This window comes from Desemzia sp. FAM 23990, assembly GCF_045528485.1.
GTDB lineage: Bacteria > Bacillota > Bacilli > Lactobacillales > Carnobacteriaceae > Desemzia.
Map to the genome: position 1 here is coordinate 19,087 of NZ_JBGQQW010000006.1, position 17,171 is coordinate 36,257.

The 17,171-nt window shown below is 37.3% G+C and carries 14 protein-coding genes; 3 read left to right on the forward strand and 11 right to left on the reverse strand.

Translation table 11 applies throughout. The annotated features are described in order from the left end of the window. Nucleotides 1-5: 5 nt before the first annotated feature. The 4 genes from ACEN4I_RS03505 to ACEN4I_RS03520 form a co-directional block, all read right to left on the reverse strand. Entirely contained in the window at nt 6-779 is a 774-nt protein-coding gene (locus ACEN4I_RS03505) for a 5'-methylthioadenosine/S-adenosylhomocysteine nucleosidase (RefSeq protein WP_407096855.1), read from the reverse strand. A gap of 195 nt (nt 780-974) precedes the next feature. Continuing rightward, nucleotides 975-2,696 (reverse strand): Na/Pi cotransporter family protein, encoded by a 1,722-nt coding sequence (locus ACEN4I_RS03510; RefSeq protein ID WP_407102144.1) that lies wholly within the window; start codon nt 2,694-2,696, stop codon nt 975-977. A 222-nt stretch (nt 2,697-2,918) separates the two neighbouring features. Next, nucleotides 2,919-3,425: a DUF1456 family protein gene (locus tag ACEN4I_RS03515; protein ID WP_407096857.1), complete on the reverse strand. Its 507-nt coding sequence runs from the start codon at nt 3,423-3,425 to the stop codon at nt 2,919-2,921. 126 nt (nt 3,426-3,551) lie between these two features. Continuing rightward, nucleotides 3,552-4,469: a metallophosphoesterase gene (locus ACEN4I_RS03520; RefSeq protein WP_407096858.1), complete on the reverse strand. Its 918-nt coding sequence runs from the start codon at nt 4,467-4,469 to the stop codon at nt 3,552-3,554. 235 nt (nt 4,470-4,704) lie between these two features. Here ACEN4I_RS03520 and ACEN4I_RS03525 point away from each other — a divergent pair, with 235 nt between their 5' ends. Beyond that, the gene (locus ACEN4I_RS03525) at nt 4,705-4,905 is read left to right on the forward strand and encodes a hypothetical protein (RefSeq protein WP_407096859.1); all 201 of its coding nucleotides are present in this window, start codon (nt 4,705-4,707) and stop codon (nt 4,903-4,905) included. Nucleotides 4,906-4,959: 54 nt separating this feature from the next. Here the strand turns inward: ACEN4I_RS03525 and ACEN4I_RS03530 are convergent, their stop codons facing one another. The 5 genes from ACEN4I_RS03530 to ACEN4I_RS03550 all read right to left on the reverse strand — a co-directional run bounded on the left by ACEN4I_RS03530 (nt 4,960) and on the right by ACEN4I_RS03550 (nt 12,182). Continuing rightward, nucleotides 4,960-5,109: a hypothetical protein gene (locus tag ACEN4I_RS03530; protein WP_407096860.1), complete on the reverse strand. Its 150-nt coding sequence runs from the start codon at nt 5,107-5,109 to the stop codon at nt 4,960-4,962. Nucleotides 5,110-5,168: 59 nt separating this feature from the next. Continuing rightward, nucleotides 5,169-6,776: a lantibiotic ABC transporter permease gene (locus ACEN4I_RS03535; protein ID WP_407127521.1), complete on the reverse strand. Its 1,608-nt coding sequence runs from the start codon at nt 6,774-6,776 to the stop codon at nt 5,169-5,171. Then, nucleotides 6,760-9,009, reverse strand: a complete 2,250-nt coding sequence (locus ACEN4I_RS03540; protein ID WP_407102146.1) for a glycosyltransferase — start codon at nt 9,007-9,009, stop codon at nt 6,760-6,762. The genes ACEN4I_RS03535 and ACEN4I_RS03540 overlap by 17 nt, the downstream gene beginning before the upstream one ends. Nucleotides 9,010-9,013: 4 nt before the next feature. Continuing rightward, nucleotides 9,014-10,051: a GtrA family protein gene (locus ACEN4I_RS03545; protein WP_407096864.1), complete on the reverse strand. Its 1,038-nt coding sequence runs from the start codon at nt 10,049-10,051 to the stop codon at nt 9,014-9,016. 349 nt (nt 10,052-10,400) lie between these two features. Beyond that, a complete protein-coding gene (locus ACEN4I_RS03550; RefSeq protein ID WP_407102147.1) occupies nt 10,401-12,182 on the reverse strand; it encodes a DUF2207 domain-containing protein in 1,782 nt (593 codons plus the stop codon). Nucleotides 12,183-12,440: 258 nt separating this feature from the next. Here ACEN4I_RS03550 and brnQ point away from each other — a divergent pair, with 258 nt between their 5' ends. Next, nucleotides 12,441-13,751, forward strand: a complete 1,311-nt coding sequence (gene brnQ / locus ACEN4I_RS03555; protein ID WP_407102148.1) for a branched-chain amino acid transport system II carrier protein — start codon at nt 12,441-12,443, stop codon at nt 13,749-13,751. A 347-nt stretch (nt 13,752-14,098) separates the two neighbouring features. Beyond that, nucleotides 14,099-15,571: a WD40/YVTN/BNR-like repeat-containing protein gene (locus ACEN4I_RS03560; protein WP_407102149.1), complete on the forward strand. Its 1,473-nt coding sequence runs from the start codon at nt 14,099-14,101 to the stop codon at nt 15,569-15,571. Nucleotides 15,572-15,629: 58 nt separating this feature from the next. Here ACEN4I_RS03560 and ACEN4I_RS03565 read toward each other — a convergent pair whose 3' ends face one another. Then, a complete protein-coding gene (locus tag ACEN4I_RS03565; RefSeq protein WP_407102150.1) occupies nt 15,630-16,436 on the reverse strand; it encodes an alpha/beta fold hydrolase in 807 nt (268 codons plus the stop codon). Nucleotides 16,437-16,508: 72 nt separating this feature from the next. After that, nucleotides 16,509-16,871, reverse strand: a complete 363-nt coding sequence (locus ACEN4I_RS03570; protein WP_407102151.1) for a hypothetical protein — start codon at nt 16,869-16,871, stop codon at nt 16,509-16,511. Between the last annotated feature and the right edge of the window lie 300 nt (nt 16,872-17,171).

Genomic DNA, 17,171 nt, shown 5'->3' on the forward strand with positions numbered 1-17,171 from the left:
TTATTCTAAATAACTGGAACAGTTTGCTGATGGTAAATAGCTTTAGCTACTTGCAGACTAAATTCAGCGCAATACCTGCCAGCTGTATCTAAGTCTTCTATCCCATCATCGGTAACTTCCGAATTGGAAATCGTTCGTATAGACAGAAACGGAATGTTAAATGCTTGAGCAATTTGAGCAACTGCATAAGCTTCCATTTCTTCAGCGCTTGTTCGAAATTTTTCGCGGAACCACTGAATACGGTCAATTTCTCGATTCCAAAAATCTGCACTACCTATTCTTCCTTCAACCACTTTTCCATATGGATAATCCTCAGCATGTTTCAAAGCTATACTTGACAATAAAATATCGCTTTTAAATACAGAAAGATTCACCAAATACCCACTTTTGTCTCGTACAGCAGTCTCCATTGGGACCCAGGTTTCTGGTGAGATGCCCTCTCCTTTATCTAAATGTTTTGAAACAAAGCTATTGATATGTATCACTTCTGTACCAATGACGGTATCAAAAACATGTAAATCAGGATGGTGTCCACCTGCAGTTCCTTGATTGATGATTATACTAGGTTGGTATTTATCGATTAAAATCGCAGTAGCAGCTGCTGCATTGACCATCCCTATTTCTGTTCTAGATACAACTAAGGGCATATCTTCAATTTTTCCAACAAAAAAAGAATAGGTCCCAAATCGTTCTTCTGTATAAGACTGCATTGCTTCTAAAAGAGCCAGTATTTCTCCGTCCATAGCTCCTTGAATAGCAATAAGTGGTTTTGGTTGCATCAAGTATTATCCCCTTTTCAATAAACGAATTTTTTTATCAAATAAACGCTTTTTTGTTTGCCTTTAATCACTATAACCAAAAGAAAGAGGATAATCAACCTTAATATCCCTAATAAATACGAACTATGCTGATTAGAACAAAAAAAAGAACTGACCGCAAACTAAGTGCAGTAAGTTCTTCTTATATAATCTGCATTACACCGTTTCAAACTCTGCTGTTTCATCAGCTGTTTTGCGTAAAACTTTTTGCGCTTGTTGATGCGGATAACGTATCCCAAGAGTATGTTTGGCGATTTTCACTGAGTGGTCACTGATGCGTTCTAAATTAGAAACAATATCTACAAAAAGAATACCGTCTGAAGGAACACCGATGCCTTTATTCAATCGCTCTATATACTTTTTACGTATGGCATGTTCTAATTTGTTTACATCTTTTTCGCGTTGGATAACTTTTCCGGCTAGTGAAAAGCTGTCTAATTGATACGCATTAACGGTATCTTCAATATTCAGCTGCACTAATTTAAATAGCGCCACTAAATCAGGATCGTAAAATACCTTTTCTATCTCAGAACTGCCTAAATTCTTTTTGTTCTTTTTAGCAGCGTGTGAAGCTTCTCGTATATTTTTCAAGATGCTTTCACAATGGTCGCCGATACGTTCTAGGTACTTCGTTACTTCCATCATTACTACGTGTTCACTTGTATTTTGAAGAGGTAAATCAACATTAGATAACAACATTAAATATTCAGTGATTTGAACATCAGATTGATTGATGATTTCCTCTAATCTCAATGTATTTTCTTTACTTTTTTCATCTTGCTGTCTGTAGTAGGAGAACATTGCTTGGAATTCATCAATGACAAATTTTCCCATTTGACCTACTTCAATTTTAGCTTGATTGAGAGCCATAGCTGGAGAGCTTTGTATCAGTGTTTGATCTAGATGTGAATTGTCATAACTCAATTCTGAATCATCATTTGGAATTATTTTACATACAATAGCGGCTATTTGATTGATAAACCACATTTGAATCAGAACATTCGTAATATTAAATATCCCATGAGCAAAAGCAATCTGCATTTCAGGATTTAAATGAAGCATATTCCCCAGATAAATAACAACATGCGTAAAGGGGTATAGAACAAGCATGACCAAAATAGTCCCTACAGCGTTGAAGATTACGTGTGATGCTGCAGTTCTCTTTGCAGCTACACTTGTTCCAATAGCTGCCAGTATAGCTGTGATAGTCGTTCCAATATTATTTCCAAATAAAACAGGAAGTGCACCTTCTAAAGCAATGCTCCCATGAGCATACAATTCTTGTAATATTCCGATCGTTGCACTTGAACTTTGCAGCACCAATGTTAAACCTGTACCCGCAAAAACGCCTAAAATAGGGCTCTCTGATAGTTGGATCATCAAGGTCCTAAACTCAGGCAGATTTTCCAACGGAGCCATACCTGACCCCATTAATTCCAATCCATAAAATAAAGCTCCAAATCCAAAAATAATTTGGCCAATACTGTTGATAAAAGGTTTTTTAAAGAAGAACAGCAGCAATGCTCCAATAGCTAAAATGGGTAACGCATAGGCTCCTATATCAATTCCTATAATAAATGCCGTAACTGTTGTCCCAACATTTGCTCCCATGATAACTCCGATGGCTTGCTTCAAAGTCATAAACCCTGCGCTAACCAGACCAACAGCAAGCACTGTGGTTCCTGAACTGCTTTGAATCAATACGGTTACAATAATCCCAGCTAATATAGCTCTTAGTGGTGTTGACGTAAATTTGTTTAATATCTCTCTTAAGTTATCTCCAGCGGATCGTTGCAGTCCATCTCCCATATACTTTAAACCAAAAAGGAAAATACCTAAACCTCCGAAAAACTGAAACAGCATTTCTTGAATATCCAATGATAAACCCTCCATATGTATGTCCTAAATCAATCAACAATAAAAAATTGCCTCTATTTCTTATAATAGGGTTTTAGAAAGGAAATAAAAACTCTTTTTTAGTTTTTATGAGAGTTTTTTTAACTTGAAATTTACAATTTTACAACAACTTTACAAAAAACAAATGACACCACCGTCCTATACAAAAAACTGGTATAGGATGAGGATGTCATTTATTTTTGTTTAACGGTAACGTAAAGCTAATCCTTTAAGAAAATTACGCGCATAACGGTCTAAACACACCTTATAGTTGCGGTGACCTTCTTTTCTCAATAAAGCACTCAGTTCACTTTTACTGATGTCGACATCCACATCATAAAAAATATCCAAGATATCTTCACTAGTCAATTTCAGTGCAATTTTAACTTTTTTCAACATTTCATTATTGATACTCAATGAATTTTTTAACGATGCTTCTGCTTTTTGAGGTTCGTTTTTATCGGTATCTTTTTTCCCACGTTTGAAAGTAATCAAACCATTTAAAAAGGCGATTAGCGTAGAATTTTTTATTTCCATAAATTCATCTGAATTAATGATTTCATCTTCATCATTTCTTTCAGGAGTGACCAGCATTTTTTTCACTTCTTCTTTAGTAACATTCATGCCGCCCAGTTTAAACATCTCAATCATATCTGTTTCTTTCATATCCAATGCATAGCGCAAACGGATCAAACGATCATTATTATTCATAATTTCCTCCAACATCCTGTAGTTTATTCATTACCCAGTATACCTTATTTTTCTGAGAGAATAAAAAACAAACTGCATCTTAGGGTATGAATTCTTCTAAGATGCAGTTTATTTGCTTGCTTAAAACTAATTTTCTGCTCCCGCGTAACCTTCACGAATATCAAAATCAGATATAGGCTCAGGTCCTCTCATGATTTCTCTTTCAATGTTTAATACACCATTTCGGGTTGCTTTGACTTTCCAGCGTACCAATTGCACCATTCCATTCTTGATTTCAATAGCTGTGATGATTGTCGGATAAATACAGCAACCCGTGTTGAAATAAGGATGGTCTTTTTTCTTAGGGTATTTAAATCGATGCGTATGTCCGCAAATCAACATCATGTTGTGTTTTTCAATCCATTTGTTGTAGTTTTTTTCTACTTTATGCCGTTTATTAACATTTTTGACCGGACTGGAAGGATTCCGGATACCGAATGCATGTAAAAATCGCCAAAAGTATTTCAATGACAGCATCGTCAATCTCCAAAATTGATCATTAGGCGCATCTCCTTGATGCCCATGGACAGTTAAAATTTCTTGCCCAGTCTGTTTGTGTTTCAAGACCAAAGCTTCTACTGGCTCCAGACCTTTTAAAAAATCAAAAAACACTTCATTGTATTCATCATAATTCGTATAATAATTTTTTTTCACAAAAGAAGGATATTTTAAAAAGATATCATGATTCCCATAAATCTTCACTAATCGATCTTCATCAAAAAATTTCTTGATTGTATCATATACAGCTGGATGAGCGTTTTTGGTATGCTCGAAATTCGAATATTCTAACATCTCATCTCCATCACCCGCTTCAACATAAGTATAATCATTGCGGTAATAATGTTGCAAAGCGTATAAATAAATATCTCGATTTCTAGTAAACTCATCCGATAAGCTTCCGTCTCCTCTATGAACATCACTCATGAACACATATTTCGAATGGTCATCAAATTCTTCGACTCTTGCATTTTCATAAGCATCAGTCAATCGTCGATCGGTAAACATGTCTTTCACCTCTTCTATTACATCTTTATTTTCGTTGAATATCGTTTACAGTTTGCTCTATTTCTCCCTATTTCTTCACTAATTAGTATACTTTATTCCGATCATTTAATGAAAGAGAACAGCTTATAGGTAGAATTCGCTCCTTTTCTTATCATCCAAATGGTATAATAAATCGACAAATCTGTTTGTATTGGCTAATAAATGATATAGAAGATTCTTTTAGGAGGCTTTGCATTTGGAGAATGGAATTGAAGTTATTTTAATGGCTCTTTTCATTTTGAGTGTTTTAGGTATTCTGATGGGACTCGTTCATGCGACATGGAACTTGTTTAAACATAATGCTCATTTACCTGTATCGAAAAAAAGAAAAAAATGGTTTAGAGACTTCTGGTTGACCTGGTTCGATATCGTGCTGGAGATTTTAGAAGCTTTTTAATGCAGAATAAAAAGCCTTACAGATAATTTCTGCAAGGCTTTTTTGGTAAGTAGTTTAACCTACTATGTCTTTTACATCATAGATTCCAGGCTCATAGACTTCACCAAATAATTTGTCTGTCATTGCATTGAAAGTAAAATGTTCATCCAATATGACTACTTTATCGTAATCATTCAACAATTCCATAAATGTCTCATCTTCCATCAGAAAATCTTCCCTGCCATCCACATTCTGTGAATAAAGGTAATACTTTCCTACGTATCCTACTGAATAACTATCAACTTGTTCTTATCAGGACTTACGACTAAGTAACGGGTTTGATTCAAGATCATCTGCTCTTCTCCAATTTTCATAAACTGAGCTGGCGTGGAATCTGCAAAATGAAATTGATTATACCGCATTCCATTATTTTCCGAGAGAAGCAATAAAGTAGCAAAAAACAAACAGAACAAAGTAGCATACTGATACCATTTTTTCGTTGTTAAACTTTTAAAACTGCGGTAATTTCGTGCAGTCATATCTTGTTCATAAAAAGAGGCATCTACTTCTCTGGCTAAGACCATCATGACGATTCCTAAGGCTAAAATAACTATACTGGCAGCGTACCGTTCAAATCCAGCTAAGTATAACGCCTCTTCAGTCGGCATAGAATATAAGAACATGAAATAGATTCCAGCATAGTAAATTCCGGTAACACCATCTATAATCACCCAGTATCGGACTATGCTGCTTTTTCGTTTCAAGACAAATCGAATCACAATAAAAGCTGTCACCAAGATTAAATTGGCTAATAAGATCCCCTCTGTGGAAGGTGTTCCTAGATTTGTGATCGTCGAAATAAATTTATCCGAAATCTGCTGAATCACGGCTTGATCTTTTTCACCAAATGTTTGCTGGTAAGCTGCTAAGTTCACTTCATGTTTCGAAGACTCTAAATTGTTTTTGACGTGTTGGCTCCATAAAATATAAGGGATAAACGAGCTCGCTATTGAACACAAAGCGATGCTCACTACAGTCCCTTTCTTTTGATAAAACTTCCAATTCACAATGATTCGAGAGATGTAATATACTATCAAAACAGCTGTAAAAAACAGTGCACTGTTTTTTACGATACTCAGAGAACCTGCAATCAGAACTAAAAAGACCGACATTTGTCTATACTTTAGTTGCATTCTGTAAAGGCCTGCAATTCCAGCCAATGTCAACATAGGCAGTAAAAAGTCGACCAATAAATTGTTCATCCGAATAGCAATATTAAAATGGTTGAACACAGCAATAAAACTAAACAGCATTGTGATCACCAGTGCTCTTGATTCATCTTTAACAACAGCAAAAAAGGCATAGATACAGCTGAAAATAAACACAAATTGACCAAATAACATTACTGAATCACTGTATCCGCCAATCAAAGTTGCATAATAAATAAACAAAGAGCTCCCTATTGGATAAGATGAAAAGCTGATGATAGCATCTCCAGCTGCCGGAAGTCTTCCTTCTGTATAAAGAAATTTTACGATTATCGCCCAGTGGGAATAGTTGTCATAATGTTCCAAATGAGTAGTTAATAATGTCGCAGCGAACAACAAAAAATAAAACAATAACCAAATTGTCAACAGATTCAAGGTTGGCGGCCGCAATGTTTTCTCTTTTAGTTGCTTAACAAGATACCCAGCACCTAATAAACATCCTATTGCAAATAAACTGATTCCGACTATAGAGAGTTGTCCTAGATAAGCACTAAAATACAAAACTAATGTAATTAAAGCACAGCTCGCTACCCAACTAACTCTCTCATTTAATTTGATCAGTTGCTTAAACACAACTCTATAGCCAAATAAAGAAAAGAGAAATAAACTAATACGCAAAATCATCAACAGCAACATCTTCATCCCCTTTTGAAACCCATTTTGCTAATAACTGCTGAAATGCTGTTGTGTTGACCCATTCTGAAGAGTTTTGGACCGTATAAAGGTAACGCCCATCTCCTGTCTCTTCAGCAAATCGTAGCTGAAATGTTACTCCCTCTATTTCTATCACATCAATCTGCTGTTGAGCCCTATTTTCTGTTGATAAAAAAGTCATCGTTTGGTAATCAAATTTTTCTAGGATTACTGTAAAATCTCCTAGCTGAACTGCTTCATTTAATTGTAATTGTGCGTACTTGCTTACCTTATTGGAAGCAGTTTTCTTCAGCAGCAATCGCTTGTGGATATTGTCAAAGAAACGATCAAATGGAGTCACCCATGGATCGAAGAATTTCGGCAAACTACGGTTGAAACCATCGTAAATAATTTGCAAATAATTCAAATATACTTGCTCCGGCATTTCGTCTAAAGCTACACCATAGTCCCACTCATTTTCTCCTGAGAATACTCTTACGATTTTTCCTTTTAACTGAGCGGTGTACTCTCCTTTGGTTATTTCAAAATCCAAGACAGCGTCATCAGGAAAATAATACGGCGTCGATGCAGCAAATGATAGTCCGTTTTCAGAGATATTCTTGGTCATCACGTCAAATTCTTTTCCTCCATAAGATATTTTTAAAGGAATTTCAGCTAAAAAGCGCTCATTTTTTCGATAGAGTGGACGTCCTAAAAAGAACAACACAGCAAACGTCAAATTGAACAAATGATTCAACAGCCAAAAAGAAATCACACTGCCATAAAAGATCTCCGAACCAAACTTCCCATAATTGAAGGTCACTAGCCCAATGACGGTCAAGATCCATAAAATCAAATGGGGCAAAACATACAGCAAATCTTTTTTAGATTGAGTAGCTGCTTTATTAGTCACTTTAAATTTAGTTTCTTTGATTCCAATTGCTTGCATCAGGACCGGCATAACCAGATAGGGAGCAAAAATCGTTTCTTGAACCTCTCCCCAACGTTGCGTTCGAATGTCACTTGCAAGATCTTGCATCGATAAATGTAAAAAGAAGTAACTAGGTAGCCAAAGCAGCAACAAAGTCCAGAAATTAGTATCCACTACTTGAATCCCAAAAACAGTAAATAAAATAGGCGCTAAAATATACAATAACCGTCTAATGAAAGACCACCAGTATAAATAGCTGTTTAAAAAAATCAGTTTTTGCTGCAAAGATAAGCGTTTATTTGTTAATAAGTGCAAGTTATGGACACTTTGGACAACCCCCCTGCCCCAGCGAATACGTTGTTTCAACGTACTTGGGATATCTGTCGGAGTCAATCCGCTAGCCATCGGTTCCAAGGTAGAAATGTTTTTGTATCCTTGACTATTAATTAAAGCACCCAATTCAAAATCCTCTGTGATCGTGTCCGTAGGAAAACCTCCCGCATCCACTATCGCCTGTCGGGTAATGACGGTATTTGAACCTGTATAAATTGCTGCATCATGGGCATTATTCAAGACATTGACTTCTCTAGAAAAAAAGTCTTGTTCATTGGTCATCGAAGCTTCGGAAAACAAATTGTATTGGAACAGATCAGCATTGTAAAAACTTTGAGGAGTTTGCAATAACCCTAATGGTTTAACATTTTCTCCGGCAGCTAGTTGCTGACGGTTTTCCACAAAATAAGGCACTGTCTCCATCAAAAAGTCAGAATAGGGAATCATATCGGCATCAAATGTAGCCACCAAAGGAGAACTCGTTTGCGCTAATGCATGGTTGAGATTTCCAGATTTGGCATGTCGATTGTTTTCCAGCCCGATATGGCCAATATGAAATTTAGCAGCAAGCTCTTTCACTTCTAGACGATTCGTATCATCTGCTAAATAAATATGTACTTTGCTCTTGTCTGGATAATCTATATTTACAGCAGCGTTCACCGTCTTCAACAATAAATCGACTTCCTCATTGTGTGTTGCGATTAAGACATCGATATCCGGATAGTCTTCTAAAGGAACTTCCGGTTTGGCGATCTCTTTGGACTTGCTTTTACTCCATACCAAAATCAATCCTGTAAAATTGGACACGATCTCACTGATCCAGAGCAGAATACCAAACAGGAGCGCAAATAAAGATCCGTGAAATGGAAGAGTGTACATACCTCTCCAAACTAGATACACCACAGAAAACAATACAGTCAATGCATACACGACTTTTTTAGAACGGCTTATTTTTTTCATCTGTTCACCTCTTAAAAATGTAGTTCTTTTGAATGTAGTAGCTCAAAAAGAACAACAAACTATCTATCATGATTTTAAAGTATACTGTGTCTCCCACTATAAAGAGTGAGTGGACCATATAGACTAGTAAGGCAGACACTATGATTTGTGCACAAACCAGTCCAAAATAATGGTAAAAACTATTTTTATTCTGTTGTGAAAAGACATACTCTCGGTTCACATAATAATTGAACACTGCTGAAACCAAACGGGCTGCTATCGAAGCGATGAAAATCGATGACAGGTCAACTTGATCCAGCAAATGAATCAACACCGCATAGACCACTACATCTACGATAAAAGATGACACAGAAGACAAAAGATACTTGATAAACACTCCATAAATGGCTACAGAATCTGCTACAACTCTAAAATGCGAGGAGGCATTTTCAGCAATATAGATAGTCTCGATAGGCTGACAGAGAATAGTTCGCTGCTGCTTTTTCGTTTCAATCAACATGTTTGTCTCATACTCAAAACGCTCCCCAGCTACTTCTATTAATTGAGGCATAAAAGACTTGGGAATCACCCGCAGACCTGTTTGAGTATCTTCAATATCGAGACCAATAGAGAGACGCAATACATTTCGGGTCAAAACATTCCCGAATTTGCTGCGAAAAGGAACTTTCTTATCAAACTTTCTAGTCCCTAATATCAAAGCATCAGGATACTCTTTAGCCAACTGAATACAACTTACCATATCGGCATAACTGTGCTGTCCATCTGAATCAATAGTCACCATATGTTCGGCTTCTGGCATCTCCTTCAAAATAAACTGCATAGCTGTTTTCAAGACAGCTCCTTTTCCTTTATTTTCTTTATGTATCAACAACTGATCAACATACTTCTCAGCTCTTTTAAAAATGGCGTCATATTCCGAACTGCTCCCATCATTGATGAGCAAGATCGGCAATTTCGTTTCTTTTTTACGAATAGACGCTAATAAATTCAATAATTTTACATCCGGATCTAAAGACGGAATCACAATCACCGTGTCCCTCATGTACTTCTTTCCTTTCCCTTAATCAAGATTACTCTGTACATCGAACAAAATCTGTTATTTACTGCTCCATTTCTCTCTTGATAAAGGCTTTTTTTGATTTAAAAATAACTTGTTTTATACTTTTGGAAAAATCTTTTTTATTCTACCTATGGGTTGATTTAAAAGCAATCTTTTAATATAAGTAGAATAAAAAAAGATGCGTTGTGCTAACAATTTTGACACAACTAGATCCTTATGGTGTCTGAAAAATGCCTACTCCTTAATAAATCTTTATTTCAAACAAGATAAAAAAGCAGGAATCTAAATTAAGACCCCAGCTTCTTCATTCTATTTCATTTCCATGACAGGCTTAGCGCGCTCCGCCACCGCCGCCACCACCAGCACCGGCTCCGCCTCCAAATGAGGTAGCGCCGCCTGTACCGCCTGCTGCTCCGATAGACATAGACGAATGGAAGCCACCGCTGTCTAAGCCGCTTGACCAATTTTGTCTAAATCCGTATGCTCCATTCCAATACCAATAGTAATAGACAAACTGGCTTTCTTCGTAATGATCCGTTGGTTCAGGCATCAATTCCTTAAACTGCTCTGTAATTTCTGCACTTCGATAATACAACGTGCTCCACAACATAAATTCTTCCACTGTTATACGGGCAGCTTGATGTTGTACATCTTTTAAATCTATCTGTTCTAAATAATTATCAAACTGGACTAAACGATCATACAACTGATCGCCCTCCTCATTTGCAATGGCAACTTCATGATCTTGTCCCCACACAGTTACCTCATCAAATCGGAGCAATCCTTTTTCTTCCAAGTAATCCTTTGAATAGTCAATCAAATAATTCGCATACTCTTCCACTTCTTTGGCATGTTCTTTAGCCCATTTTTTCATACTGTCATCTGTGACCCTGCCCGTCGTATCCGCAGCATCCAACAGCATTACCCACAAGCCCATTTCATAGGTCACTTCTTGATCCAATGGCAGATTTTCTGCAATCTCCGCAAATGAAATCCGATACCGTTGTCTCACTGTTTCATAATCAGCAATCTGGATCACTGTATCAAATTTCTCGTTAAAGACCGCTTCTTTCTTTGTCGTAACGACTTGGATTCTTTTTTCATTTGCCCACTTCAATAGATACGCAGAGAAGTAATCTTCAAAGTACCCTTTTCCTATTTCATGTAGGAAATAAGCGATTCCCGCTAAATCGTCTTCATGAAATGGAATTTCCTCATACACTATTTTCTTATTGTCTGAAAGTCGAGTTGTACCGTTACGCATTTGACCAGCCGCTTCTTTAGCATTTTTAACTTTTAGTGAATAAGCAACTGCCGCAGATCCTCCTCCGAAAGCTAGCGTTCCGATTCCTAAAACCAATATTATCGGAATCGTATCCGAAGTAGCTTCTTTGTTGTACGTCGAACCATCCATCGCCATCTCGCGTTGTTCATCTAACGTCATATTGACACTGGCTTGCGTTTGGAAAAATCCAGACTGAAATTGCGCCAACACGATCACATCATTGCTGTCGCCTACTTCTTCCGCAGCTTCCCAAATGATATTCCCATTTACTAATTGAATGTCTCCGTCAAATCCAAAACCCCAAAACCTGACATCTTCTTCTGTAAAAGGTGCCGGACCAGCTATCTCCATTGTCAAATTCTCAGCTGGAATATCAGAAAATGTATCAAAGTTCCACAATAAAGCTTGTCCATCTTCCAGTTCTCGCACCAGATTAGAGAGGCTGTAAGTCACTTCATAAGTATTATCCCCGTATTCTCCAATTCCCCAAACCAATTCCAACCCATCACCGGTATCAATAACTCCGTATTTGCCCGCTTTTTCTTCTCGTGAATCATCTGAATCCCAATCTGTCACCTCTTCATACCCGGCTACTGAGAAATCCAATAGTTCCGAATCCTGCATTGCTTCCAATACAATAAATAATTCTGTTCCATCATCCATCGACATTTCACGATGCTCCGTTACGGTACCCGATCCGTCTTCTTGTAAATCTACCCTGATATCAATATCCGTCAATTGATTTTCAGCCGATACCGTCTCTGCTAATGCTACATTGAGCAACAAACCTAGACCGATTGTCCAAGCTGTTTTCCCTGCTTTTCCCATCCATACCTACCCTCTTTCTCCTTTTATTTTTTGAAGTCCAATACACGTACCATTGATTATTTTCAGTATACCAAAAGTATGACCGACAATTAATTAGAACCCATCTTTTTGCAGATTTTTGTGCTTTTTTGAGCAAAAAAAGCTTTTATTTCAAATGTTCCAAATAGATGGAATTTTTTTAATCTTCATACGCTTATATCTAAATTTATGCTATTCTTAACAGGACTTTGTTTTAAAGAGTTTTTTAGGAGGTTTTGAATGCGTACGAAAGATATTTTTATTGTTGGTTTTATGCTGTTTGCCATGTTTTTTGGAGCAGGAAATTTAATTTTCCCACCAGCATTAGGTTTTCAGAGCGGTGAATTTTTTTGGCCGGCTATTTTAGGATTTATTTTAACAGGTGTCGGTTTACCCTTATTAAGCGTGATCATTGGTTCAATTTCAGAACATGGGTATAAAGAATCACTAAATAAAATTCACCCTGCCTATTCCGTCACTTTTTTAGCGGTGATTTATTTAACAATCGGTCCATTTTTTGCTATCCCAAGAACGGCAACGACTGCCTACGAAATGGGGGTTGTCCCATTCTTAAACGAATCGAACGGATTAAGTTTGTTTATCTTCTCTGTCTTGTTCTTTTTTTTGGTCTTATGGATTGCCTTAAATCCTGCTGATTTGAGCGACCGCATTGGGAAATATTTAACCCCCACATTGTTGTTTGTGATTCTATTGTTGTTTTTTCGAGCTTTGTTCATGTATTTTACCAATGATCCGCAAACTGCATCGACAGAGTTTACTATGGAAGTTCCCTTTATCAAAGGGTTCACAGAAGGTTACCTGACAATGGATGCCATTGGTGCGATTGCCTTTTCCATCATTGTACTCAATTCGATTCGGAGCCTTGGAATCACTAATAAAAAAGAGTTGTTGGCAGGTACGATAAAATCTGCAGTGTTAGCAGCCATCCTACTTGGGTTGATTTACGGAGGATTAGGCTGGATTAGTAACCGTGTAGCTCTTGATACGGTTGTTCCCGATAATCAAAATGCCGGCACGTTTTTATTGCAGTACATCTCGAATGATGCCTTTGGTTCTTTGGGTATTGTTTTACTGGGAGTCATTGTATTTTTAGCTTGTTTGACCACTGCTACCGGATTGATCGCTGCCGTCAGCGAATACTTTAACAGCCTGATTCCATCCATCTCTTATAAGAGCTTTGCGATCATCTTTACAGTTCTCTCTCTCGTTCTCGCAAATCAAGGATTGGATCAAGTCATTGAAACCAGCGTGCCGGTTTTGAGTATTATTTATCCTATTTCTATCTCAACAGTTTTATTGATTGCATTTACGTTCTTTGTTTCTTCTCCGAGAATTAGTTTGCAGCTTCCTCTGATCTTGATTACAATAGAGAGTCTGTTTTCCGTAGCACATAAAAGCGGTTGGATAGCTTTGGACTGGATGGAACATTTACCCCTTTACGAATATCAATTAGAATGGATTCCTCTGTTAGTGATTGGCTCCGTCGCTGGTTATTTAGCAGGTTGGAAGCAATCTAGAGTTCAGTATTAATTGTAATTAAGCTAAGAACTTCATTTATTGCAGATTCTTAGTTTTTTTATGAGCTTAACGAAGCTGGTTCGCATTTACGTTCCCTAAAAGTGTTTTAGTGATAGAAAAGGGAACATAAAAGTAGTTTTCGTTCCTTTTAGACGTCATTTCGTAAAAAAAAAAGGAACGCAACTAAGTTTTGCATCCCTTTATAAAGCAACTATTCTCAAAAAGAGAACGCAAATTTGCTACAGCTCATTATTTGTGAAGAAAATAAATTTTTTTTAACTTCTGGTCAAAAATCAGCCATTGAAATGATAAACTAACGGATAGAAGTTTAAAATCAAACCAATAAGGAAGATGATGACGTGAAGAAAAAGAATACGATTTGGCGTGCTTTGGTATGGAATCCATTTGTTGTGATCATTTATGGAGTAGTTTGTTACTATCTCTATTTTTTGGCACAATATGGTGGTGTGTCTAGAAGAGCACCCATTATTTTAGTTGGAGCTTTGATATTGGCAGGCTGGTTGATTGGTTGTTTGATCAAATACAGATCCTCAGTCAAAAAAGGCTCCGTCCCTTTTGGAAAGATCGTTTCTCCTGCACTGAAAAATATCAGCAAATGGTGGGTTCGATTCGCTGCAGTACTGCTCGTATTGATCACTCTAGTAACGGGGTTTAATATCTACCAGAGTGCCACCAATTTTCAGGGCAAACTAGCTTTTATAATTGATGATTGGGTGAATACCCGTACAGTTGAATTTTCACATAATAATCTATACGAAAACGGATTAGACGGCTTATTAGGGGATATCCAGCGAGAAGTTTCTTTACCAAATGAGTTGTATGTAAGCGATGAAGTGGAGATTACATTTGATCAAACCGGACAGATCACGGATGTCTATGCCTTTTTGTATGGTTTAAATAAAAATAACGAGACGGAAAGTTTTTTGATCGATTACGACAATTCAAAAAGCAAGGACCTGACGATTTATTTAAACGGATTTGCGGATCCGAATTTTGAGGAAGAACAGCAATTGCAGCCATTGATCAACGCTCTCAAAGTGCTGCCTATACAAGAAACGATCAGTGACTGGAATGAAGAATCTTTTGGCATCTATTATGCTGGTTACCGCAGCTGGGGATACAATCTGGAAGGCATTACCTACTTTAACGAGAAAGGCGACACCAATATATTAAACCGAGCAGAAGGAGAAATAGCCGGTTACACCGTTTCCGTGTATACTCCTGATAATGAAGCTAATATACCGGTCCGATTCATTGATCCTTCTATAGCTGCTCCTGCTCTGAGTGCAGAAGAACAGTTCCAGATAGCAGATCAAGAAACGTACACGCCTGATGACGAGTTTTTCTATTTCAATGAACAATTCGGCTATCAGTTAGCAGTTGTAGATTCAGCTGCGAGCAGTCGCTTTTACGTTCTTCAGCAGACCTTGGATGGTGGAGAAACATGGGAAATCTTCAACTCAGACCCATTCTTAGGCAGTATCGGCGTTTCCACAGGTATTACCTTTATTAACGAACAAATTGGATTTATCGGTCTTTCTCATAGCGGAAGCACTTATGCAGATCTGTATCGGACGATGGATGGCGGGGTGACATTTGAACAAGTGACATTGCCTCTCGTTGAAGTTCCGCTCACGGATGAGGAAAAATATGCAGCTTTTGATTTTCCAGAAATGCCTTACGAAGAAAACGGAACACTTTATCTATTGGTCAATCAGGGTCAAGATGGGGATTACAATGGCAACAACAAACTGCTGCTCCTCTCTGTGGATAATGGAGAGACTTGGGAGTTTGCAGAAGAGGTTTGGTAGAGAATGAATCAGAGCCTTTAGAAAAGAACGATAACCATCGAAATGGTTATCGTTCTTTTTATTTCTGTATAAACCGCAGCATTGCACGATTCAATTTGTCTGTTTCATCATGAAAAATCGCATGTCCGCTCTTTCTAAAGGGAACCACAAAATGTTGCGGGATCAACGCTGCCATTTCTTCCACCATTTCATAAGAACACACTCGATCTTTTTCTCCATGACAAATCAATGTAGAGACAGCGATTTTTTCAAGGTCAACGCTTACCTCTTCATCACGCAAAGCCAAAGCTGACAAAATCAGTGCATAAGAAGACGCTGACCAAGCCAAACTACTGAGCCAATCTTTGTAAGCGGCATAAGGCTTCTCATGAAATAACTGTTTAATGTAGTCTTGGATCATCCTAGGTCGATCCGTTTGCATTTGCTCGATCCAGTCGGTAACCTCGGCTTTTTTTATACCGGTCAGATAATACGACTTTTTTGCAAATTGAGGAGCTGCTGCACTAATCAAGATCACTTTTTCCACACCAAATCCATCATGATGAGCCATATAGCGAGCTGCAACTGCACCACCCATTGAGAATCCAACCAAGATAACCTTCTCAATATGAAGTTCTTCTAAGACAACTCTGACATCATCAGCCAATGTATTGTAGTTATAATCCTCTATCACCAGATCAGAAATCCCAAAGCCGCGGAAATCAATCCCTACTATTCGGTAACCTCGTGGTAAAAAATAGTTGTACTGGTATTCAAACATTTGTTGGTTGAACGGCCATCCATGTAAGAAAACAATCGGCTTCCCTTCGCCTAAATCTTCAACTGCGATAGTTGCTGCATGTTTCCCTTTGATTATTTTTTTCATCTGGAGTCCCCCTATTCCCTTCTTCAGTATAATAAAAGACTCTTTTTTCAAAGAAATAATGCTCATCCTAAACTATTTCGTTATCGTCACTAGCCTATTTTCAGCATAGTATAAATCTTGGTGTTTCAACTCAGATAAAGAGAGTATTGCATTTGATTTTAAAGGTTCATCTTCATAACTATTTAAGCTGTATAAAATCACTATCTGATTGCTCCCATTTTCAAATTGCTCATAAATATAGCTTTCTAGCGCTTTTAGCGTATTTTTAAATTTGGGAGCTGAGCTACTTCGTTGATTAAATAAAGGCACGTTTAAAGCCATAGATGCTACTTGATAGTTGGCGATTTTGAAGGGAAAATGGATGCTAAAGTTAAACAAATTCCCAGTGTCTTCATCTACATTTTCTTCGAAATAAAAATAATTTTGAATAGCCATCGGAAATTCATTTGGTTGTTAATCGCCTCTTCTGCCATCAATTAATCCTACCCTTAAAGGAGCGTCGGCGGCAATGTACACATATTCAGTCATGGATTTAGATCCTTTCTTATTCTATAATATAGTTTTTTCACATTGATTTTCTAGTGAAAGCTGTCAATTCTTTTCTTTCATAAAAGTTTCTAAGTAATCGGTATCTTCAATAAAAGTATCTACAAAAAAATTTTAGTTGAATCAATTGTCATCTATGTATGCTTCCAATTTCTATATTCCTTGTGTTTGATATCAATGATTCTATTT